Annotated in this window: 18 protein-coding genes; 14 read left to right on the top strand and 4 right to left on the bottom strand. The window is 71.5% G+C overall.

The window, feature by feature from the left end; all coding sequences use genetic code 11:
* Positions 1-21 precede the first annotated feature (21 nt).
* On the bottom strand, positions 22-699 hold the full coding sequence (locus ACFWJ4_RS24540; RefSeq protein WP_380546985.1) for a FadR/GntR family transcriptional regulator: 678 nt from the start codon (positions 697-699) through the stop codon (positions 22-24).
* A gap of 126 nt (positions 700-825) precedes the next feature.
* On the opposite strand from ACFWJ4_RS24540, the gene ACFWJ4_RS24535 reads away from it, so the two are divergent.
* The 3 genes from ACFWJ4_RS24535 to ACFWJ4_RS24525 all read left to right on the top strand — a co-directional run bounded on the left by ACFWJ4_RS24535 (position 826) and on the right by ACFWJ4_RS24525 (position 3,055).
* Positions 826-2,115 (top strand): CynX/NimT family MFS transporter, encoded by a 1,290-nt coding sequence (locus ACFWJ4_RS24535; protein ID WP_380546983.1) that lies wholly within the window; start codon positions 826-828, stop codon positions 2,113-2,115.
* A 150-nt stretch (positions 2,116-2,265) separates the two neighbouring features.
* Positions 2,266-2,388 (top strand): SGM_5486 family transporter-associated protein, encoded by a 123-nt coding sequence (locus ACFWJ4_RS24530; RefSeq protein ID WP_359911473.1) that lies wholly within the window; start codon positions 2,266-2,268, stop codon positions 2,386-2,388.
* Positions 2,389-2,527: 139 nt separating this feature from the next.
* Entirely contained in the window at positions 2,528-3,055 is a 528-nt protein-coding gene (locus tag ACFWJ4_RS24525; RefSeq protein WP_359911470.1) for a histidine phosphatase family protein, read from the top strand.
* A gap of 149 nt (positions 3,056-3,204) precedes the next feature.
* Here the strand turns inward: ACFWJ4_RS24525 and serB are convergent, their stop codons facing one another.
* The gene (serB, locus tag ACFWJ4_RS24520; RefSeq protein ID WP_380546981.1) at positions 3,205-4,467 is read right to left on the bottom strand and encodes a phosphoserine phosphatase SerB; all 1,263 of its coding nucleotides are present in this window, start codon (positions 4,465-4,467) and stop codon (positions 3,205-3,207) included.
* Positions 4,468-4,689: 222 nt separating this feature from the next.
* Here serB and ACFWJ4_RS24515 point away from each other — a divergent pair, with 222 nt between their 5' ends.
* The 3 genes from ACFWJ4_RS24515 to ACFWJ4_RS24505 all read left to right on the top strand — a co-directional run bounded on the left by ACFWJ4_RS24515 (position 4,690) and on the right by ACFWJ4_RS24505 (position 9,357).
* Positions 4,690-7,323: an FHA domain-containing protein gene (locus ACFWJ4_RS24515; RefSeq protein ID WP_380546979.1), complete on the top strand. Its 2,634-nt coding sequence runs from the start codon at positions 4,690-4,692 to the stop codon at positions 7,321-7,323.
* Positions 7,324-7,610: 287 nt separating this feature from the next.
* Positions 7,611-8,708 carry a GAF domain-containing sensor histidine kinase gene (locus ACFWJ4_RS24510; RefSeq protein ID WP_380547022.1) on the top strand — a complete coding sequence of 366 codons (1,098 nt, stop codon included), beginning with the start codon at positions 7,611-7,613 and terminating at the stop codon, positions 8,706-8,708.
* On the top strand, positions 8,701-9,357 hold the full coding sequence (locus tag ACFWJ4_RS24505; protein WP_380546977.1) for a response regulator: 657 nt from the start codon (positions 8,701-8,703) through the stop codon (positions 9,355-9,357). The genes ACFWJ4_RS24510 and ACFWJ4_RS24505 overlap by 8 nt, the downstream gene beginning before the upstream one ends.
* A 1,024-nt stretch (positions 9,358-10,381) precedes the next feature.
* On the opposite strand, the gene ACFWJ4_RS24500 is transcribed toward ACFWJ4_RS24505, so the two are convergent.
* Entirely contained in the window at positions 10,382-11,185 is an 804-nt protein-coding gene (locus ACFWJ4_RS24500) for a hypothetical protein (RefSeq protein WP_380546975.1), read from the bottom strand.
* Positions 11,186-11,335: 150 nt separating this feature from the next.
* Between ACFWJ4_RS24500 and ACFWJ4_RS24495 the strand changes: the two genes are divergently transcribed.
* The 7 genes from ACFWJ4_RS24495 to ACFWJ4_RS24465 all read left to right on the top strand — a co-directional run bounded on the left by ACFWJ4_RS24495 (position 11,336) and on the right by ACFWJ4_RS24465 (position 17,455).
* Positions 11,336-12,127: an ABC transporter ATP-binding protein gene (locus ACFWJ4_RS24495; RefSeq protein ID WP_359911455.1), complete on the top strand. Its 792-nt coding sequence runs from the start codon at positions 11,336-11,338 to the stop codon at positions 12,125-12,127.
* Positions 12,128-12,247: 120 nt separating this feature from the next.
* Positions 12,248-12,670 carry an NfeD family protein gene (locus ACFWJ4_RS24490; protein ID WP_359911452.1) on the top strand — a complete coding sequence of 141 codons (423 nt, stop codon included), beginning with the start codon at positions 12,248-12,250 and terminating at the stop codon, positions 12,668-12,670.
* 10 nt (positions 12,671-12,680) lie between these two features.
* Positions 12,681-13,730 (top strand): SPFH domain-containing protein, encoded by a 1,050-nt coding sequence (locus ACFWJ4_RS24485; protein ID WP_380546973.1) that lies wholly within the window; start codon positions 12,681-12,683, stop codon positions 13,728-13,730.
* A 183-nt stretch (positions 13,731-13,913) separates the two neighbouring features.
* Positions 13,914-14,672 (top strand): sulfite exporter TauE/SafE family protein, encoded by a 759-nt coding sequence (locus ACFWJ4_RS24480; protein ID WP_380546971.1) that lies wholly within the window; start codon positions 13,914-13,916, stop codon positions 14,670-14,672.
* Between the two features lie 38 nt (positions 14,673-14,710).
* Positions 14,711-14,890, top strand: a complete 180-nt coding sequence (locus tag ACFWJ4_RS24475) for a DUF1272 domain-containing protein (RefSeq protein WP_360354225.1) — start codon at positions 14,711-14,713, stop codon at positions 14,888-14,890.
* A gap of 98 nt (positions 14,891-14,988) precedes the next feature.
* The gene (locus ACFWJ4_RS24470) at positions 14,989-15,294 is read left to right on the top strand and encodes a 4a-hydroxytetrahydrobiopterin dehydratase (RefSeq protein WP_380546969.1); all 306 of its coding nucleotides are present in this window, start codon (positions 14,989-14,991) and stop codon (positions 15,292-15,294) included.
* Between the two features lie 118 nt (positions 15,295-15,412).
* On the top strand, positions 15,413-17,455 hold the full coding sequence (locus ACFWJ4_RS24465; protein WP_380546967.1) for a PQQ-binding-like beta-propeller repeat protein: 2,043 nt from the start codon (positions 15,413-15,415) through the stop codon (positions 17,453-17,455).
* A gap of 171 nt (positions 17,456-17,626) precedes the next feature.
* Here the strand turns inward: ACFWJ4_RS24465 and ACFWJ4_RS24460 are convergent, their stop codons facing one another.
* On the bottom strand, positions 17,627-18,157 hold the full coding sequence (locus tag ACFWJ4_RS24460) for an HNH endonuclease (protein WP_380546965.1): 531 nt from the start codon (positions 18,155-18,157) through the stop codon (positions 17,627-17,629).
* Positions 18,158-18,449: 292 nt separating this feature from the next.
* Here ACFWJ4_RS24460 and tyrS point away from each other — a divergent pair, with 292 nt between their 5' ends.
* A complete protein-coding gene (tyrS, locus tag ACFWJ4_RS24455) occupies positions 18,450-19,718 on the top strand; it encodes a tyrosine--tRNA ligase (RefSeq protein ID WP_380547020.1) in 1,269 nt (422 codons plus the stop codon).
* Positions 19,719-20,124: the final 406 nt, after the last annotated feature.

The raw sequence follows: 20,124 nt of genomic DNA, 5'->3' as shown, positions 1-20,124 counted from the left end.
GGGGGGCGGGCCGGTGGGCGGTCAGGCCTCGGCGGGGGCGCAGCCACCGGGGGCGGCGCGGCCGGCCTCGACGGCGGCGCGCTCGACGTCACCGGCCCGGATCGCCTCCAGGATGGCCTGGTGGCCGATGTAGCGCTCCGCGATCAGCTCGGGGCCGACGTCGTGTCGCAGGAGCTCGCGGGTGGCCTCGCCGAGGTCGGCGTAGACCGCGAGCAGGACGTCGTTGTGGGCGGCGGCCACCACGGCCTGGTGGAAGGCGGCGTCGGCCTGGACGAAGTCCTCGGCGCCGCCGGAGTGCCAGGCGGCCTCCCGGCGGGCCAGCGCGCCGTCCAGCAGCTCCAGGTCGTGCGCGGTGCGGCGGCAGGCGGCGAGGGCCGCCGCCGAGGTCTCCAGCGCCGAACGGAGCTCGGCGACCTGGTCCTGGTCGGCGTCGGCGAAGCGGCGGTGCATCACTCCGGCCAGCTCGCTGGTGGCCAGCACGTACGTGCCGGAGCCCTGCCTGATGTCGAGCAGTCCGTTGTGGGCGAGGGCGCGGACGGCCTCGCGGACGGTGTTGCGGGCGACGCCGAGCTGCTCGACCAGGGCGGCCTCGGTGGGGATGCGCGAGCCGACCGGCCACTCCCCGGACGTGATCTGGGCACGCAGCTGTGCGATCACCTGGTCGGACAGCGGGGTGCGCCTCGGCGAGGACAGCGCCACGGGGGACTCCTTGACGGCTACGGCTCGGATGGGGCCTGGGTGGGAAGTGGCCGGACGATGAACGGTCGGCACATCATGCCAATTCCAAGGTGCATCAATTCATCCCATCATTCTATGATGCTGTCCATGCCCGCAGCAGACACCACCGCTTCCGCCCGGACCGAGAGCCGGACACCGACCGCCGAGCGGCCCGCCGCCTCCGGCTCGGCCAAGTACCTGGGCTGGCTGTTCGCCGTCGCGATCGCCGCCGCCGCCTTCAACCTGCGCCCCGTGGTCACCAGCCTCGGGCCGCTGCTCAAGCAGGTCCGCGACGACCTCGGGATGAACCCGACGCTCGCCGGGCTGCTCACCGCCGTCCCGTCGCTGTGCTTCGGGCTGTTCGGCTTCGCCGCGCCCGCGGCGGCCCGTCGGATCGGCCCGATCGCGGTCGTCACGGCGGGCATGGGCGCCATCACGGCGGGCGTGCTGGCCCGCTCGTTCGCCGGGGGCACTGCCGTGTTCCTGCTGCTCACCGCCCTCGCCCTGGCCGGGGTGGCGGTCTCCAACGTGCTGCTGCCGGTGGTGATCAAGCGGTACTTCCCGGACAAGGTCGGGCCGATGATCGGCCTCTACTCGATGGCGCTGTCCGCCGGCACCGCGCTGGCCGCGGCCGTCACCGTGCCGCTGACCAAGTCGCTCGGCGGCGACTGGCGCTACGGCCTGGGTGTCTGGGCCGTCCTGGGAGCGCTCGCCCTGGTGCTCTGGCTGCTGGTGCTGATCGCCAAGCGGGAGCGTGGCGAGCGGGCCGACGGCGCCGCCGCCCCCGTCCGGCTGCCGATCACCCGCAGTCGGACCGCCTGGGCGCTGGCCGGGTACTTCGGCCTCCAGGCCACCGGCGCGTACGTGGTCATGGGCTGGATGTCGCAGATCTTCCAGGACGCCGGCATCGGCGAGGGCACCACCGGGGTGCTGCTCGCGGTCACCATGGTGATCGGCGTGCCGGTCTCCTTCGTGCTGCCCAACCTGGCCGCAAGGCGCGGCGACCAGCGGCTGTTCGTGGTCGTACTGGCCTGCTGCGGCATCGCCGGGTACGCGGGGCTGGCACTCGCCCCGGCCGGGGGCGCCTGGCTCTGGGCGGTCCTGCTGGGCCTGTCCAACTGCGCCTTCCCGCTGGTGCTGACCATGATCGGACTGCGGGCCCGGTCGGCGGGCGGGGTCGCGCAACTCTCCGCCTTCGCCCAGGGCATCGGCTACCTGGTGTCCATCCCGGGCCCGATCCTGGTCGGCTGGCTCTACGGGGCCACCGGTGAGTGGTACTGGCCGCTGGGCTTCCTGTCGCTGCTGCTGGTGCCGCAGATGCTGTTCGGCCTGCGCGCCGCGCGGGCCCGGCACATCGAGGACGAGGCGGTGCGCCCGGCGGAGCGGGCCGAGGCCTGACAGCCTGACACCGAGCGGCCGGACGCGGCGGTGGGACGCGGCGGTGGGGCCCTGGGCCCGGGCCCAGGGCCCGCCGGCGAAGGTCAAGGCCCGGCCAAGGGGGTGGGGCCAGCGGACGGCGGGCGTGTTCGGGATGGGAGAATTCCGGACATGCCCGTTCTCGATCCCAATCCCACCGACGGCCGCAAGCAGCTCGGCCGCATCGCCCTCGCCTTCTCCGCCATCGTGGTGCTGGTGGCGCTCATCGCCACCGTCGCGGCCTCGATCGGCTGACGGACGCCTCTGCGCCGCTGCGCCCGTACTCCACCCGACGCTCCGGTGAACGGGACGCGGTGACACTCGTCGTCCCTCGGAGTGGCGGCGTCCGGGAGCATCGCGCCGCCGGGCCGCTTTTCTGCCAAGCTTGCTGGGTATGAGCGCCGACACGCCCCGCAGGATCATCGTTCTCCGCCATGCCAAGGCCGACTGGCCGAACGGCGTGGACGACCACGACCGGCCGCTGGCCGACCGGGGCCGTCACCAGGCCCCGGACGCCGGCCGCTGGCTGGTCGACTCCGGCATCAACCCCGACTACGTGGTCTGCTCCACCGCGCTGCGCACCCGAGAGACCTGGAAGCTGGCGGTGCACGAGTTGCCGCAGCGGCCCCTCAAGACCGTCTACGAGGAACGGGTCTACGAGGCGAGCCCCGGCGAGATCATCGCCGTGCTCCAGGAGACCCCGGAGGAGTACTCGGACGTGGTGCTGGTCGGTCACAACCCGGGCGTGCTGGGTCTGACCCAGGTGCTGGCCGGGGACGCGGGCGACCGGGACGCGCTGGAGCGGCTGCGGCTCGGTGGCTTCCCGACGGCGGCGATCGCGGTGCTCAGCTTCAGTGGCTCCTGGAAGGGCGTCGAGCCGGGCGTGGCCGAGCTGGTCTCGTACCACACGCCGCAGGACTGACCGCGGGAACACAGGTGAGGGGCGCGCGGATCGCATCCGCGTGCCCCTCGTCCGTGTCCGCAGGCCGTACCGGTCCGTGTCCGTGGGCCGCGCGCCTTCCTCGGGCTGTTCCTCGGGCCTCACTCCACCGGCCGTTGCCGGGCCGGCTCCTACTCGGTCTCGGTCGGGGTGCCGTGCAGCGCGTCGGCCGCCTCGACCTCCTCGCGGGTGATGCCCAGCAGGTACAGCACGGTGTCCAGGAACGGCACGTTCACCGCGGTGTCGGCGGCCTCGCGCACCACCGGCTTGGCGTTGAACGCCACCCCGAGGCCGGCCGCGTTCAGCATGTCCAGGTCGTTGGCGCCGTCGCCGATCGCCACCGTCTGCTCCAGCGGCACCTTCGCCTGCTCGGCGAAGCGGGCCAGCCAGCGGGCCTTGCCCGCCCGGTCCACGATCTCGCCGACCACCCGGCCGGTGAACCTGCCGTCCACCACCTCCAGGGTGTTCGCGGCCGCGAAGTCCAGGCCCAGCTGCTCCACCAGGTGGTCGGTGACCTGGGTGAAGCCGCCGGACACCACCGCGACCTGGTAGCCGAGGCGCTGGAGCGTACGGATCAGGGTGCGCGCACCCGGCGTGAAACGGACCTCGGCGCGGACCTTCTCGGTCACCGAGGCGTCCAGCCCGGCCAGCAGCGCCACCCGGGCCCGCAGCGACTCGGCGAAATCCAGCTCGCCGCGCATCGCCGCCGCCGTCACCGCGGCGACCTCCTCCTCGCAGCCCGCGTGGGCGGCGAACAGCTCGATCACCTCGTCCTGGATGAGCGTGGAGTCGACGTCCATGACCACCAGGCGCTTGGCCCGGCGCTCCAGCCCGGCGGCGACCACAGCGACGTCCACCCGCTGGGTGGCCGCCTCCTGGGCCAGCGCGGCCCGCAGCTCGTCGGTGGCCACACCGGAGACGGCCAGCTCGACCGCCGTCACCGGGTACTTGGCGAGCCGGAAGACACGGTCGATGTTGCCCCCCGAGGCGGTGATCCGGGAGGTGAGCGCGGAGACGGCGGCGGCGGTCAGCGGATTGCCGAGCACCGTGACGTGCGAACGGCCCTCACGGCGCGGCCGGTTGTCACCGATGCCGGAGAGGATCTCGGCCTGGAGCTTCTGCTCGTCGGCCCAGCGGTGGACGGTGGCCCGCAGCCCACCCTCGGCGGCGGGTACGGGGGGCGGGGTGACCAGCGCGCAGAGCGTGATGCGGCCACGGGTCACGACCTGCTCGATGTCGATGACGTCGACGCCGAAGCCGGCCAGCGTCGCGAAGAGGCCGGCAGTGATGCCGGGGCGGTCCTTGCCGAACACCTTGACGAGCAGGGTGCGCTCGTCCGCGGTCCGGTGCTGGGCGGCGGGGAGGGGCTCAGCGGCCAGGGGCGATGCGTTCATGGTGCCTCCCACGCTACCGGGCGCCCGACGGCCCGGGGGCACCCGTCCCACCTCGCGGGACGGCGCGGTCCGGGGTCGGTAGCAGCCTGGTCACAGTCGCCCGGGCCGACTTTCACCGGCGGTCGGCGGGCTGGAATGATTCCCCCCGTCAGTCAGAGAAACATCGCAGCCCCGGCCGGGGGCCACAATTCGGGGGAACCGAGAGAGCGGGGCAGGCGAGCAGTGCCGCAACTCGTCATTGAGATCAACGGACAGCAGCGGACTCTGGAGCCCGGGCGGTCCTACACCATCGGGCGCAACCCTCAGTCGGACTTCCCGTTCGAGGACGCCAGGGTCTCCTGGCAGCACGGGACCATGAGCTTCAACGGCAGCGGTTGGCAGCTGGACGACCACGGCAGCACCAACGGAACGTACGTGGCCGGGGCCCGCACCCTGCAGGCCCAGCTGTTCCCCGGTGCCGTGGTCAACCTGGGCAACCCGGAGAACGGCCCCCGGCTCGGCTTCTCCGCACCCGTGCACGCCGCCGCTCCGCAGGCGGCGGCTCCACAGGCCACCCCGATGCACGAGGCCGCCACCAGCCGAGGCCCGGTGCCCACGCCCCAGCAGCCCGCGCCGCAGCAGGGCTGGCCGCAGCAGGACCCGTACCAGCAGCCGCAGCAGCAGGCCTGGCCCGGGCAGCCGCAGGCCCAGCCGCCGTTCCCGCAGCAGCAGTACGCGCCGCCGCAGGCCCAGCCGGCCCCGCAGCAGCCCCAGCCCCAGCCCCAGCCTCAGCACGGTGGCTTCCCACAGCAGCAGGATTTCCAGGCCCCGCCGCAGCACGGTGGCGGCGGGCCGCAGCCGACCATCATCCGCAACCTGACGTCGTCGATGCGCACCGCCCGGATCGGTCGTGCGCTCGACAACGACATCGTGGTGTCCGACCTCCAGGTCTCCCGCCACCACGCCGAGCTGCGTCAGCTTCCGGACGGCCGCTACGAGATCGTCGACCTCGGCAGCCACAACGGCATCTTCCTCAACGGCCAGCGGGTGCAGCGTCAGCTGATGGGCCCGCAGGACCGGCTGACCGTCGGCCACTCCAGCTTCGTCCTGGTCGGCGACCAGCTGCAGGAGTTCGTCGACACCGGTGCGGTTTCCTTCTCCGCCCGCCACCTGACCGTCGAGGTCGACCACAAGGGCGGCAAGAAGGTCCTGCTCGACGACGTCAGCTTCGGCGTCCCGGAGAAGTCCCTGGTCGCGGTCATCGGCCCGTCCGGCTCCGGCAAGTCCACGCTGCTGCGCGCCCTCACCGGCTACCGCCCGGCCGACCGCGGCGAGGTCCTGTACGACGGCCGCAACCTCTACAAGCAGTTCGCCGAGCTCCGCTCGCGCATCGGCCTGGTGCCGCAGTCCGAGATCCTGCACCGCGAGCTCACCGTCCGGAAGGGACTCAAGTACGCCGCCCAGCTGCGCTTCCCCGGCGACACCGAGGCGCGCGAGCGCGACGCCCGGATCGACGAGGTGCTGTACGAGCTGCGCCTGGACAAGCGTGCCGACAACAAGATCACCGCTCTCTCCGGCGGCCAGCAGAAGCGTGTCTCGGTCGCCCTGGAGCTGCTCACCAAGCCCTCGCTGATCTTCCTGGACGAGCCCACCTCGGGCCTCGACCCGGGCATGGACCGCGAGGTCATGCAGATGCTGCGCGGCCTCGCCGACGACGGCCGCACCATCCTGGTCGTCACCCACTCGGTGGCCGAACTCGCACTCTGCGACCGGCTGCTCGTGATGGCGCCGGGTGGCTCGGTGGCCTACTTCGGCCCGCCGGACGAGGCGCTGCACTTCTTCGGGTACGAGACCTGGGCGGACGTCTTCCAGGCCTTCGAGAACTACCCGGACCACGACTGGGCCGGTCGCTACCGCGGCTCGGTGCACTACCAGCAGTACTCCGCGCCCACCGTGGAGGCGGGCGAGGTGCAGCACGTCCAGGTCGCCCAGGAGGCCGTCAAGCCGCCGAAGCCGCAGAGCTGGGGCTCGCAGCTGTGGACGCTGATGCGCCGCTACATGTCGGTGCTCGCCTCGGACCGCGGCTTCCTCGCGCTTTCCGTGCTGCTGCCCGCCGTCATCGGCGCGGTCAGCGTGCTGATCCCCAATGAACCGGGGCTCGCACCCAACCCCAAGACACAGCTCCACCTCAACAGCGGCGCCGCGACGATCATGCTGATCCTGGCGATCGGCGCCTGCTTCTCCGGGGCGGCCAACTCGGTCCGCGAGTTGATCAAGGAGCGGGCGATCTACGAGCGGGAACGAGCCACCGGGCTCTCCCGCTCGGCGTACATGATGTCCAAGATCATCGTGCTGGGCTTCTTCAGCGTGATCCAGGGCGCCATCATCTCCGCCGTCGGCTTCCTGCCGCGCAAGCTCCCCGAGCACGGCCTGATCGTCAAGAACCTGCCGATCATCGAGATGACCATCGGCATGATCCTGCTGAGCTTCGCCGCGATGATGTTCGGCCTGATGATCTCCGCGCTGGTGAAGACCGCCGAGAAGACCATGCCGCTGCTGGTCATGTTCGCCATCGTTCAGGTCGTCTTCACCGGCTGCCTCTTCCAGATCTTCAGCAAGCCCGGACTGGAGCAGGCCGCCTGGCTGATGCCGGCCCGCTGGGGCACCGGCATCGTGTCCACCACGCTCGACCTGTCCGTGCTCATGGGCCCCTGGAACAAGGACTTCCAGAACCCCAACTACGACCCGCTCTGGAAGCACAGCGTCGCCCAGTGGGCGATCGACGCAGGTGTGCTGATCGTCATCTCCGTCGCCATCGGCGTCCTCGTAACCCGGCTCCAGCGCCGGCACGAGCCCGAGGTCATGCAGAAGGGCTGACCCCTTCTCCGACTCTCCGGCGGCAGGCCGAGGGGCGGCTCTCCCAACAGGGAGGGCCGCCCCTCGGCGTTTCCGGGCGCTCTCATGAAGCTCCGGGCGGGCCCTGCGGCCTAGGTCCCCGGACCTGGGCCCGGGGCGGCCGCGGACGGACGCGGCGGTCGCCGGGGCGGCGGTAGTTTGGCGGTATGTCCAGTACCACCGGAGACCACCGGACCCACCGGGGCCCGCTGCCCGCCTGCGAGCCCTGTCTGTCCGGGATCGAGGCCGTCAGCCAGGCACTGCTCGCCATGAGCCGGCACCTGGAGGTCCGTGAGGTGCTGCGCCGCATCACCGCCTCCGCCAGGGGACTGCTCGGCGCCGAGTACGCGGCCCTGGGCGTGCCCGACGACCACGGGGGCTTCGCCCAGTTCGTGGTCGACGGTGTCACCGACGAGCAGTGGCGGGCGATCGGCCCGCTGCCCCGACAGCACGGTGTACTCGCCGCGATGCTGCACGAGACCGGCCCCACCCGGCTGGCGGACGTCCGCAAGGCACCCGCCTTCGAAGGATGGCCCGCAGCCCACCCCGATATGGACGCCTTTCTGGGCATGCCGATCCTGGACACCGACGCGGCCGAGGACGAGCCGCAGGTGATGGGCGTCATCTTCCTCGCCAACAAGCGTGGCGGCGGCCTCTTCACCGATCACGACGAGGAGCTCCTGCGGATCCTCGCCGCGCACGCGGCCCTCGCACTGTCCAACGCCCGACTGTACGAGCGCAGCCGCGAGCTCACGCTGGCCGGCGAGCGTGCCCGGATCGCCCACGACCTGCACGACGCGGTCTCGCAGAAGCTCTTCTCGCTCCGGCTCACGGCCAAGGCGGCCGCCAAGCTCGTCGACCGCGACCCCGTCCGGGCACGTGCCGAGCTCGCCGAGGTCGCCCGGCTCGCCGCCGAGGCAGCCGACGAGCTGCGCGCAGTCGTCGTGGAACTGCGTCCCGCAGCCCTGGAGGAGGACGGGCTCAGCGCCACTCTCGCCTCCCAGGTGCAGGTCCTGGACCGGGCGCACACCGCCGACGTCGCCTTCGCCGCCGACGGGGTCCGGGCTCTGCCGCCCGCCCAGGAGGCCGCACTGCTGAGAGTCGCCCAGGAGGCGCTGCACAACGCGCTGCGCCACTCCGGCGCCCGCAGGGTCACCGTCACCCTGGCAGGGACGCCTGCGCGCGGTGCGGTGCTGCGCGTACACGACGACGGGCGCGGCTTCGATCCGGAGTCCGTCCGGCGAGCAGGCCGTCACCTCGGCCTGGCCTCGATGCGCGACCGCGCGGCCGCCGTCGGCGGCACACTCACCCTGGAATCGGCCCCCGGTCGGGGGACGCTCGTCGAGATGGAGGTCCCCGGTGCCTGAGAGCACACCGTCGATCCGTGTCCTGTTGGTCGACGACCACCAGGTGGTTCGGCGCGGGCTGCGCACTTTCCTGGAGGTCCAGGACGACATCGAGGTGGTCGGGGAGGCCGCCGATGGGGCAGAGGGTATTGACCGGGCCCGTGAGCTCGACCCCGATGTCGTCCTGATGGACCTCAAGATGCCCGGCGTCGACGGCATCGAGGCGCTGCGCACGCTCAAGGGCGAGGGCAGCCGCGCCCGGATCCTGATCGTCACCAGCTTCACCGAGCACCGCACGATGGTTCCCGCGCTGCGGGCCGGTGCGGCCGGTTACGTGTACAAGGACGTGGACCCGGAGGCGCTGGCCGGGGCGATTCGGTCGGTGCACGCCGGTCACGTTCTGCTCCAGCCCGAACTGGCCGAGGCCCTGCTCGCCGACGACGGCCCGCGCGTTCCGCAGGGTCGAGGTGGCACGCTCACCGAGCGCGAGCGCGAAGTGCTCGGACACATCGCCGATGGCCGCTCCAACCGGGAGATCGCCCGCAGTCTGCACCTCTCGGAGAAGACGGTGAAGACCCATGTGTCCAACATCCTCATGAAGTTGGACCTGGCCGACCGCACCCAGGCGGCACTCTGGGCCGTTCGTCACGGCGAGGCCCGAGAGGGGTAGCGCGCCGGAGGCGCGACGTACTGGCGCGGGCGCCGTGCCGATCGGCAGGTTCTCGGCCAGGCAGGGCGTCAAACGGTGGTCCAGCATGTGCCGTTCGGCAGGGTTAGCCCGAATTCAGGTGATCCATCGCCATTCGGCTGTGCCAGGCTGATCGCCGACACCGATCCCGAGGGAGGGCCGGATGAACGCGATGCGCAATCAGTGCGGGCCTGTCGTGCTGGCCCATGAGCTTGAGGTGACATGCCGCCTGTTCGACGAGTCTCCGATGTCCGGGCCTGGGTCGCAGTCAACTGTCGAGGGCGGGGGTCGAGGGCGAGCGCCAGGACGGCCCTTGTCCGGATGCCAGGTGGCGAGGGCAGAGAATCGTGCAGCAGAGGCCGTCGAGCGCAGAGCGAGGTTGGCCCGGGAGACAGCCCGAGACCGGGAGGCCTACGGGCCGGAGCTGCTGAGACGCCGACTGCGGATGCGGCGTTGGCAGTTCAACCTGGCACGGGAACGTGAACTGATCCCCGAGCCGGACCACGACAACGGCACCTGGTCGGCGCTCGTCGAGGTACAGCTGAAGGCCCGCACCGAGGAGATCATCCTCACGCTCGGCGCCGTGCCGCCCGTGGGGGCGGCCAAGGCGGCCACGGTGTTGGGCCACACCACAGGTCTGCTGGTGATCGCCGAGGACATCAGGCGGCTCGCCGCCGCAGGAGAGCTACGCCCCTGCGGCGGATACCGGGGCTGGCCGACCTACAGCCGGGAGGCCTTGGCCGCCGTCCCGTATGCCGTGGTGCAGCAGACTGTCACGGAGCGCATGCACAAGGCTGCGGCCACGGCACGGGCCGCGGCCGAGGCGCTGGAACGGAGACTCGCGGAGAGCTACTCGGCGGAGGAGGCAGCCGAAGTCCTGGGGTGGCCCCGGTGCCGGCTGGTGGCCACGACGGCGCAGGGAGGCCTGGCCGCCGGGCCCGACGGCAGATACGAGCGCGCCGAGGTGATCGCGCTCGCCACCGCCGACTCCGGGGCCCAGCACCTCTCAGCGATCGTCTCGCTCGTCCACGAGGGCGTTGTAGGCGGCGACCTGGGCGCGCCGGGCGGTGCGCCGCAGCGGGGCCAGAGCGGATTGGCGGGCCGCCATCTCGGAGGCGCTGACGGCAGCGCCGTGGCCGCCGGAGGCGATGGAGAGCAGGGCGGACACCTGGCGGGCCGACTCCAGGACACGGACAGCCCGGGGCGGGTACCCGGGAGCGAGCAGCTCGCTGTGGCCACGGCGGCGGTAGGCATCCAGGGCGCGCAAGGCCTCAGGTCCGGCGCCGGCCACGTCGAGGCGGGCGAGCATGACGGTCGCCTCCCGCAGCCCGTCGGCCAGTTCACGTTCGGCCTCGTGGAGCGACGGCACGTCTGCCGGAGGTGTGTCGTTGACCTCGGAACAACGCCACAGCACGGTGGCCGAGCGGTCGCCGGCCGGGCCGTACACCTCCACCTCCGGCACCAGCCCGAGTGGTGCGCCCACGGCCAGGACGGCCTCGCCCGCACTCATGGCCTGCTCGTTGAAGGCCTTCGGACCGGTCAGCCCGAGCGGATGCCCGGCTGAGGGCAGCGCGAGACGCAGACCCTTCACGCCGAGCACCCGCAGCCGCCCCAGCGCCCAGGTCAGCCCGTGCTGCTCGCCGGGCTCGTCGCCGGGCAGCCCGGTGACCCGGTGGATCTCGTCCCGGCCCAGGACGGCCATGGCGGCGTCGTCCGGCGGCACCAGGCCCGCCAGCAACGCGTTGCCCCATGCGGTGAGCCGCCCCGAACGGGGCTCTTCGTACGGATTGTCGGCAGGAGTCACGAGCATCCGGCCAGCCTACGGAATCGGCGGTCATCCGCGTGGCGTAGGTTTGCCCATGCGTGTGCGGCGCACCCACCCCGTGCCCACCGGCTGCCGGAGTAGGCTCGCCGCCCGCACCGACGGCCGAGAATCTTGTTTTTTGGGGAAGGCGTAGGCATGAGCGACGTGCTGGAGCTGGTGGACGTATCCGTGGTCCGGGAGGGGCGCGCGCTGGTCGACCAGGTCTCGTGGTCCATCTCCGAGGGCGAGCGTTGGGTCATCCTGGGCCCGAACGGCGCCGGCAAGACCACGCTGTTGCAGATCGCCTCCTCGTACCTGTTCCCGACCTCGGGCAAGGTCACGGTGCTGGGTGAGAAGCTCGGCGAGATCGACGTCTTCGAGCTGCGTTCCCGGATCGGCCTGGCCGGCGCCGCCATGTTCGACAAGCTGCCGGCCGAGCAGACCGTGCTCCAGACCGTCCTCACCGCCGCGTACGGCATGACGGTCAGCTGGCAGGAGACCTACGAGCAGTCGGACGAGGTCCGCGCCCTTGCCCTGCTCGACCGCCTCGGCATGGCCAATCTCACCGACCGCAAGTTCGGCACCCTCTCCGAGGGCGAGCGCAAGCGCACCCTGATCGCCCGCGCCCTGATGACCGACCCCGAGCTGCTGCTGCTCGACGAGCCTGCGGCCGGCCTCGACCTCGGTGGCCGCGAGGACCTGGTCCGCCGGCTCGGCGCGCTCGCCCAGGACGAGTTCGCCCCGGCAATGGCGATGGTCACCCACCACGTCGAGGAGATCGCGCCGGGCTTCACCCACGTCCTGATGATCCGACAGGGGAAGGTGCTCACGGCCGGCCCGATCGACACCGAGCTGACTGCCCGTAATCTCTCCAAGTGCTTCGGCCTGCCGCTCACCCTGGAGCGGCACGGAGACCGCTGGTCGGCCCAGGGTCTGCCGCTGGGCTGAGGCCCCTTCGTCCGCTCATCCGGAAGGCCGTCGGAAACCGGTCGCACGCGCGACCGGTTTCCGCCCCTCGACCTGCGGGAACTGTCCGCTTCGAAGGCCTTCGCTCCCTAGGATGGACGTGTGGACAGCTGGATCTGGTGGCTCCTGGCCGCCGCAGGGCTCGGCATACCGTTGGTGCTCACCGCGATGCCGGAGTTCGCCATGTTCGCGGTCGGGGCGCTGGCCGCCGCCGTCGTGGCCGCGCTGGGCGGAGGAGTGGTCGCCGAGACCCTGACCTTCGTCGTCGTCTCGGTCGCACTGGTGGTCTTCGTCCGCCCGATCGCCTACCGGCAGCTTCAGAAGGGCCCGCAGGTCAAGATGGGCATCGAGGCGCTCCAGGGCGCCACCGCGGTCGTCGCGGAAACCGTCGACGGGGAGGGCGGGCGGATCAAGTTGAACGGTGAGATCTGGTCGGCCCGTGCGCTTCACCCGGGCCAGGTGTACCAGCCTGGACAGCAGGTCGACGTCGTCGAAATCCAGGGCGCGACCGCCCTGGTCGTCTAGGGGAGAGTCCGTGGAACCCGTCCTTATCGTTTTGGTCGTCCTGGTCGTGGTGGCCTTCATCGCGCTGATCAAGACGATCCAGGTCATCCCGCAGGCCAGCGCCGCGATCGTGGAGCGCTTCGGCCGCTACACCCGGACGCTCAACGCAGGGCTGAACATCGTCGTCCCGTTCATCGACCGCGTCCGCAACCGGATCGACCTGCGCGAACAGGTCGTGCCGTTCCCGCCGCAGCCGGTGATCACCCAGGACAACCTGGTCGTCAACATCGACACCGTCATCTACTACCAGGTGACCGACCCCCGCGCCGCGACGTACGAGGTCGCCAGCTACATCCAGGCGATCGAGCAGCTGACCGTCACCACGCTGCGCAACATCATCGGCTCGATGGACCTGGAGTCCACGCTGACCTCGCGAGAGGTCATCAACGCCGGCCTGCGCGGTGTCCTGGACGAGGCCACCGGCAAGTGGGGCATCCGGGTCAACCGTGTCGAGCTGAAGGCGATCGAGCCGCCGACCTCCATCCAGGACTCGATGGAGAAGCAGATGCGTGCCGACCGGGACAAGCGCGCCGCGATCCTCACCGCCGAGGGCCAGCGCCAGGCCCAGATCCTCAAGGCCGAGGGTGAGAAGCAGGCCGAGGTGCTCAAGGCGGAGGGTGAGGCGCAGGCCGCGGTCCTGCGCGCGGACGGTGAGGCGGCCGCGATCCGGACGGTCTTCGAGGCCATCCACGACGGCGACGCCGACCAGAAGCTGCTCGCCTACCAGTACCTCCAGACCCTGCCCGAGCTGGCCAAGGGCGACTCCAACAAGCTCTGGATCATCCCCAGCGAGGTCGGCGACGCGCTCAAGGGCCTCGGCGGTGCCTTCACCGGCCTGACCGGCAACGGCGGGGTGAACGGCGGCGCGGTCGCGGCGCCCAGTGTCCCGCAGACGGTCCCGGCCGCCACCCAGGTGCCGTTGGACCCGGCGTCCGGCCCCCGGCCGGTGGACACCGAGAAGGGCGCCGCCCGTCCCCGGGTGGACCCGGCCCGGGATTATCCGAAGATCGACCCGGAGTGATCGGCCGAACCGTGCTTCGCCGAGGGCCCGCTGCCGAGAGGTGGCGGGCCCTCGGCCTTTCACGGTGCCGAAGCACACGTACCCGGCACTGTGGCGTGCGTCCCGAATCGTGGGCGGGTCTGGTCGGCCCGCGGGGCCGTCCGGCATGATCCCCTCGGACAGGACCGAGAGGAGAGGTGACCCATGACGCTCTGGGAGTCGATCGCCGTCCTGGTGGCCGGCGTCGGCGCCGGGATGATCAACGTGATCGTCGGCTCCGGCACGCTGATCACCTTCCCGGTCCTGCTCGCCGTCGGCATCCCACCGGTCACCGCCAATGTCTCCAACTCCTTCGGCCTGGTCCCCGGCTCGCTCAGCGGGGTGATCGGGTACCGCCGCGAACTGGCCGACCAGGGGCGCCGCGTGCTGCGCATGGGCACCGCCTCCCTGCTCGGCGGGCTGCTCGGCGCGCTGCTGCTGATCAAGCTGCCGAGCGGGGCCTTCGACGCGATCGTCCCGGCGCTTATCCTGCTGGCGCTCGTGCTGGTGGTGATCCAGCCCCGGGTGGCCAAAGCCGTCGCCGCCCGCCGCCGCCCCGGCGGCGATCCGGACGGCAGCCCGGTACTGCTGGTCGGGGTGTTCCTGACCGGCATCTACGGCGGCTACTTCGGTGCCGCGCAGGGCGTGCTGCTGATGGCGCTGATGGGCATGCTGCTCCAGGAGGAGTTCCAGCGGATCAACGCGGTGAAGAACGCCCTGGCGCTGATCGTGAACGCGGTCGCCGCGCTCTTCTTCCTCTTCACCTCGACCGTGAACTGGGCCGCCGCCGGTCTGATCGCGGTGGGTTCGCTGGTCGGCGGTCTGCTCGGGGCCAAGGTCGGCCGTCGTCTCCCGCCGACCGCGCTGCGCGTTGTCATCGTGGTGGTCGGCCTCGTGGCCGTCACCAAGCTGCTGTTGAGTTGAACGACCGTCAGACCGTATGCAGGTCGGAGGAGTACGCCATGGCCCTGGAGATGCGTGAGAGCTGCGAGCGCTGCGCGGTGTCGCTGACCGCGGACGGCCGCGCCTCGATATGTTCCTACGAGTGCACCTTCTGCCCGGACTGCACCGAGGCCATGGCCGCCACCTGCCCCAACTGCGGCGGCGAGCTGGTGGCCCGTCCGCGCCGGAAGGCCGCCTGACACCGGTTCCCGGGCGCCTGAACGGCCCGGAATCCCGGCCCCGGAGCTCCCCGGCCCCGGAGTGACGACCTAACGGACGACCCACCAGGAGTGCGGCGATGAGCAGCAGGGCGCGGCTGAACGAGGACGAGATCACGGCAGCCCTGGCGGCGCTGCCCCAATGGAAGCGGGAGGGCGACAGCATCGCCCGTACCGCCGACGCGCCGGACTTCCCGGCGGCGATCCGGGTGGTCGTCTCCGTCGCCGAGCAGGCCGAGGCGCTCGACCACCACCCCGACATCGACATCCGCTGGCGATCGCTGCGCTTCGTCCTGTCCACCCACAGCGCCGGCGGCCTCACCGGGCTGGACTTCACCCTCGCCGCCCGGATCGACGAGGCCCTGCGCGTCGAGTCGGCGGCCTGACGCGGCACGGCCGAGGAGCCCGGGCCCGTCCGACCGAGGGCCCGGGCCGCCTCTCCGGGTGGGCGTGAGATGCTGACTGCCGCATCGGCAGGCAGATGGCTCGGGAGGGACGGAACGGATGGCGCAGGAGCCCTTCGGAGACGCCCACCCCCAACAGCCGTGGCCGTCCGAGGGCCACTCGGACTGGCAGAACGGCGGGCACAGCGGGCACGGCGGGTACTCCGAGCAGCAGCAGACGCCGGAGCAGCCGTCGCAGTGGCAGCCGCAGCAGCAGGCGGGTTACGGCTCGGCCGAGTACGGGCAGCAGCCGCAGCTCGGCCAAGGCGTCTACGGGCACACCGGCTACGAGATCAGCTACGGCCAGGCCGGTCATGACCAGGCCGGCTATGACCAGAGCGGTTACGACCACAGTGGATACGGTCGTACCGGCTATGTCGAGGGCGGCTACGTCCAGGGCCAGGATCAGGGCCACTACGGCGTTCAGGAGCAGTACCAGCCGTATCCGCAGTACCCGGACCACGCGCAGCCGCATCAGGCCGCCGCACCGTACGCCGCCCCGCGGCAGCCCGCCGGGGAGGGCTTGTACGTCCCGGCCGGGGCGGAGTACTCGGCGGACGGCTACGTGCACCTCGAAGAGGCCGGGCAGGTGCCCGTGACCGTCCCGGCGCAGTCCGCGGAGACTTCTACGGCGCAGGCCCCCGAGTCGCAGGCCGAGCCCGCCTCGCCGTCGCGGGCCTCCGCGCGCCGAGGTGCCGGCCGTGGCTCCGGTGCCCGTGCCGGCGCGGGCACGGGCACGGCCTCTTCGCTCTCTGCCAAGGCACGGAAGGCCGCCGACGCAGTGCTGGCAGGGGATCACGTGCCCAGCCGCAAGGCCCTGCTGGTGCGGACCGGTGCCGGGGTGGCCGCGCTGGGAGTGCTGGTGGCGGCGGGGCTGATGGTCGGGACCGAGGGCGGTGGCAGCGCGGCGGCGAGCAGCGGCGGTGAGCCGGGCTTCGCGGTGGCGCACACCAGGGCCTGGGCCGCGCAGCCTGCCGTGGCCGGTCCGGCCGGGGGCGACGACACGCTGATCGGCAGCTGGCTGCTGGCCGACGCGGTGGTCCGGGCCGACGGCTCCGGTGTCCGCGCGTACGACCGGGCGGGCGGCAAGCCGACCTGGTCGGTGGAGCCGCCGGCCGCCGGGGCCGTCCCGTGCGGGCTGTCGGCGGGAGTGAACCAGGCGGGCCTGGGCGCGGCGCTGTTCCGTCCGCAGGCCGATCCGAAGAGTCCCTGCACGCTGGTGTCCGCCGTGGACACCAAGACCGGCAGGACCGCGTGGACCAAAACCCTCTCGGACACGAAGGGCGCCTACTCGGCGCGGGTCGGTGTCACCGAGGACAAGGTGGTGGCCGTCGGCGACGACCGGGCGCTGGCCTGGGAGTCGGCCGACGGGAAAGACATCTGGCAGTACACCGGCCAGGGCAAGTTCTGCACCCTGTCCGGTGGCGTCAGCGGAAAGACCGTGCTCGTCGCCTCCTCCTGCGCCGATTCGACCCCCGCCGACCAGGCCGTCGCGCTGAACATCGCGGACGGCAAGGTCGGCTGGTGGCGGGGCCTGAACAACCAGCCGAAGACGGTGACGGTGTTGTCCGCCGAGCCGTCTGTGGTCCTCACGACCGGCGGGAAGCCCGAGGACGACCGGGTGTTCGCCTGGGGCGCGGGCGGCGACCCGGCCGCCGAGATCCCGGTGGCCGTCGACGGCGGCCGGCTGGACGTCGCCCACGGTACGTTTTCGGCCACTCCTGGCGTCTACTTCGAGGGCCGCACGATGGTCACCACCCTGGAACCGCCGAACGGCGGCGGGCCGGTGGCCGCGGTCGGCTACGACCTGGACACCGGCAAGCAGCGCTGGAAGGTGCCGAGCGCCGCGAAGGGTGCCGTCCGGGCGGTCGGCATCGACGGCGGATCGCTGGTGCTCGCCGCCGACGAACGCCGTGACCAGCCCGCCCGTCTCAGCAGGTTCCCGCTGGCGGGCGGTCAGGAGGCGACCGGCGGCAACTTCCCGGTCGGCACCGGTTCACTGCTGATCTCCGGACGAGTGCTGATCGGCGGCGGACAGGTGGTCGTGGTGCCCGAGCACTCGACCAACTACGGCACGGCGGCGGGGTACCAGGCGAAGGACTGAGGCCTTCCGCCCCGCACCACGCCGGCGCGCCGCCCCACCCGCCGCCGTCCGAGCACTGAGAGTGTCCTCAGCTCGAGAACGTCGAGAACGTCGAGAACGTCGAGAGCGCTCCCGTTCCCCGGAACCGCCTCCCGCGAGCAGCCTCCCGCGAACCGTCTCCCGGAATCCGCCTCACGCCGCGGAGACCGGCCGGCCCGGTACGGCCGGCAGCCAGTCGGCGAGGTCCCGGACCTCCGAGCTGCGCAGACCGAGCGCCAGCATCAGACTGGCCTGCGGCGTCGGCTCGAACGGCCGCCGCAGCAGCTTCATCCCGGCCTGCTCCGGTGTGCGGTCCGCCTTGCGCTGGTTGTCCTCCGCGCACGCGGCGACGGTGTTCATCCAGCTGTCGGCACCACCGCGCGACCTGGGCTGGAGGTGGTCCACCGTGGTGGCGCGCCGGCCGCAGTACGCGCACAGGTGCTGGTCCCGGGCCAGGACACCCCGCCGTGACCACGGAGCCTGTTGTCGGAACGGCACCCGTACGTACCGTTGCAGTCTGATCACCCGTGGCACCGGGACGGCCACGCCCGTTCCCCGGATCGAGCGCAGCGGATGCGCCTGCTCCACCACCGCCTTGTCCTGGAGCACCAGGACGACGGCGCGCTGGAGCGACACCGTCGTCAGGGGCTCGTAGCTCGCGTTCAGAACCAGCGTGTTGCGCACTCGGCACACCCTTCCCGCGGGCGTGCCACGGCGGCACGACCGTCTCCACACACGTCACTGCCGCCGCACGGCGGTGGAACCACTCTGAATGGGCCCACAGCCGTCGAACAACGGAATTTCCGGTATCGGGGGAGGGACCGGGAGAGCGGGCCGCCCAGCTTGATGGGGTGCCTCGGGGAAACTCGCTGGCCGGAACCGCGTAGGCTCTATCAGGCTGGAGTCGTACCGACCCGGGGCCCGACCGAACCGGGCCAGCACTGGGCGGACGCCCGATCGAAGGAGAAGCGTGACCGTGACGGACATCGTCGACGAGCTGCAGTGGCGTGGGCTGATCGCCCTGTCCACTGACGAGGACGCACTGCGCAAGGCGTTCGCGGACGGCCCGGTCACGTTCTATTGCGGCTTCGATCCGACGGCCCCCAGCCTGCACCTCGGCAACCTGGTGCAGATCCTCACCATGCGCCGCATCCAGCAGGCGGGGAACCTCCCGCTCGGCCTGGTCGGCGGCGCCACGGGCCTGATCGGCGACCCGAAGCCCACCGCTGAGCGCGTGCTCAACGACCCCGAGACGGTGGCCGGCTGGGTCGAGCGCCTGCGCGGCCAGATCTCGCGCTTCCTCGACTTCGAGGGCCCGTACGCGGCGCGCATGGTCAACAACCTGGACTGGACGTCCGGGATGTCGGCGATCAGCCTGCTGCGCGACGTGGGCAAGTACTTCCGGGTCAACAACATGATCGCCAAGGAGGCCGTCGCCCGGCGGCTCAACTCCGACGCGGGCATCAGCTACACCGAGTTCAGCTACCAGATCCTCCAGGGCATGGACTACCTGGAGCTGAACCGCCGCTACGGCTGCGCCCTGCAGACCGGCGGCAGCGACCAGTGGGGCAACCTGACCGCCGGCACGGATCTGATCCGCAAGGCCGACGGCAAGTCCGTCCACGCGCTGGCCACGCCGCTGATCGTCAAGGCCGACGGCACCAAGTTCGGCAAGACCGAGTCCGGTACGGTCTGGCTCGACCCCGAGCTGACCACCCCGTACGCCTTCTACCAGTTCTGGTTGAACGCGGACGACCGGGACGTCCCCAACTTCCTGCGGATCTTCAGCTTCCGCTCGAAGGAGGAGATCGAGGAACTGGAGCGCGAGACCACCGAGCGCCCCGCCGCCCGTCTCGCCCAGCGCGCCCTCGCCGAGGAGCTCACCACGCTGGTGCACGGCGCCGAGCAGTACGAGCGCGCGGTCGCCGCGTCCAAGGCGCTGTTCGGCCAGGGCGACCTTGCCGATCTGGAGGCCCCGACCCTGGCCGCCGCCCTGGCCGAGGTCCCGAAGGCCGAGGTGTCCGAGCTCCAGACGGTGGTCGACCTGCTGGTCGCCGTCGGTCTGTCGCCGAGCCGCTCGGCCGCCCGCCGGACGATCAAGGAAGGCGGTGCCTACCTCAACAACGTCAAGGTGACGGACGAGGAGGCCGTGCCGACCGAGGCCGACCTGCTGCACGGCCGCTGGCTCGTGCTGCGGCGCGGAAAGCGCAACCTGGCGGCGGCGGAGCTGGTCGTTGCCGGCTGACGGCGACGGATCGGCCGGTTGAAGCCTGGCTGAAAACACACCTGCCCTGAGCTGCGTCTTTGAGCCCCGAGGGCCGGATCTGGACAGATCCGGCCCTCGACGTTTGACGATGTCCTCCAGGTGGCCTAGTGTTGAACGAGTCGCTGGAGCGGCCATCCCACTCAGCAAGACCCACTCTCACTCTGATCCCCATGAAAATGGGCTTCTTGGCATTCCCGCCGACCGAGTGAGCGTGAATTTCGGGTAGCACTCGGAATGAGCTAATGTGGGGGACGTCGCGAAAAGCGGACTCGGCCAGTTCGGGAAATTGGATGAATGAAACTCCGGAAAACGGAGCGGAAAACATCTGATAAGCTGGAAACACGAAAGAACGAAGCCCGGAGGGTCCGCTGGAAGGCGGTCCGAA

This window comes from Kitasatospora sp. NPDC127067 (assembly GCF_042724755.1).
Classification (GTDB): Bacteria; Actinomycetota; Actinomycetes; order Streptomycetales; family Streptomycetaceae; genus Kitasatospora; species Kitasatospora lactacystinica.
Note: the sequence above shows the minus strand (reverse complement) of the source record. Positions and strands in the feature narration are given on the sequence as shown.

Bases quoted from the DNA above. Each gene is read 5' to 3' on its own strand.
- ACFWJ4_RS24535 (WP_380546983.1), top strand. From the start codon at position 826: ATGCCCGCAGCAGACACCACCGCTTCCGCCCGGACCGAGAGCCGGACA.
- ACFWJ4_RS24530 (WP_359911473.1), top strand. From the start codon at position 2,266: ATGCCCGTTCTCGATCCCAATCCCACCGACGGCCGCAAGCAGCTCGGC.
- ACFWJ4_RS24525 (WP_359911470.1), top strand. From the start codon at position 2,528: ATGAGCGCCGACACGCCCCGCAGGATCATCGTTCTCCGCCATGCCAAG.
- serB (WP_380546981.1), bottom strand. From the start codon at position 4,467: ATGAACGCATCGCCCCTGGCCGCTGAGCCCCTCCCCGCCGCCCAGCAC.
- ACFWJ4_RS24510 (WP_380547022.1), top strand. From the start codon at position 7,611: ATGAGCCGGCACCTGGAGGTCCGTGAGGTGCTGCGCCGCATCACCGCC.
- ACFWJ4_RS24500 (WP_380546975.1), bottom strand. From the start codon at position 11,185: ATGCTCGTGACTCCTGCCGACAATCCGTACGAAGAGCCCCGTTCGGGG.
- ACFWJ4_RS24495 (WP_359911455.1), top strand. From the start codon at position 11,336: ATGAGCGACGTGCTGGAGCTGGTGGACGTATCCGTGGTCCGGGAGGGG.
- ACFWJ4_RS24480 (WP_380546971.1), top strand. From the start codon at position 13,914: ATGACGCTCTGGGAGTCGATCGCCGTCCTGGTGGCCGGCGTCGGCGCC.
- ACFWJ4_RS24475 (WP_360354225.1), top strand. From the start codon at position 14,711: ATGGCCCTGGAGATGCGTGAGAGCTGCGAGCGCTGCGCGGTGTCGCTG.
- ACFWJ4_RS24470 (WP_380546969.1), top strand. From the start codon at position 14,989: ATGAGCAGCAGGGCGCGGCTGAACGAGGACGAGATCACGGCAGCCCTG.
- ACFWJ4_RS24465 (WP_380546967.1), top strand. From the start codon at position 15,413: ATGGCGCAGGAGCCCTTCGGAGACGCCCACCCCCAACAGCCGTGGCCG.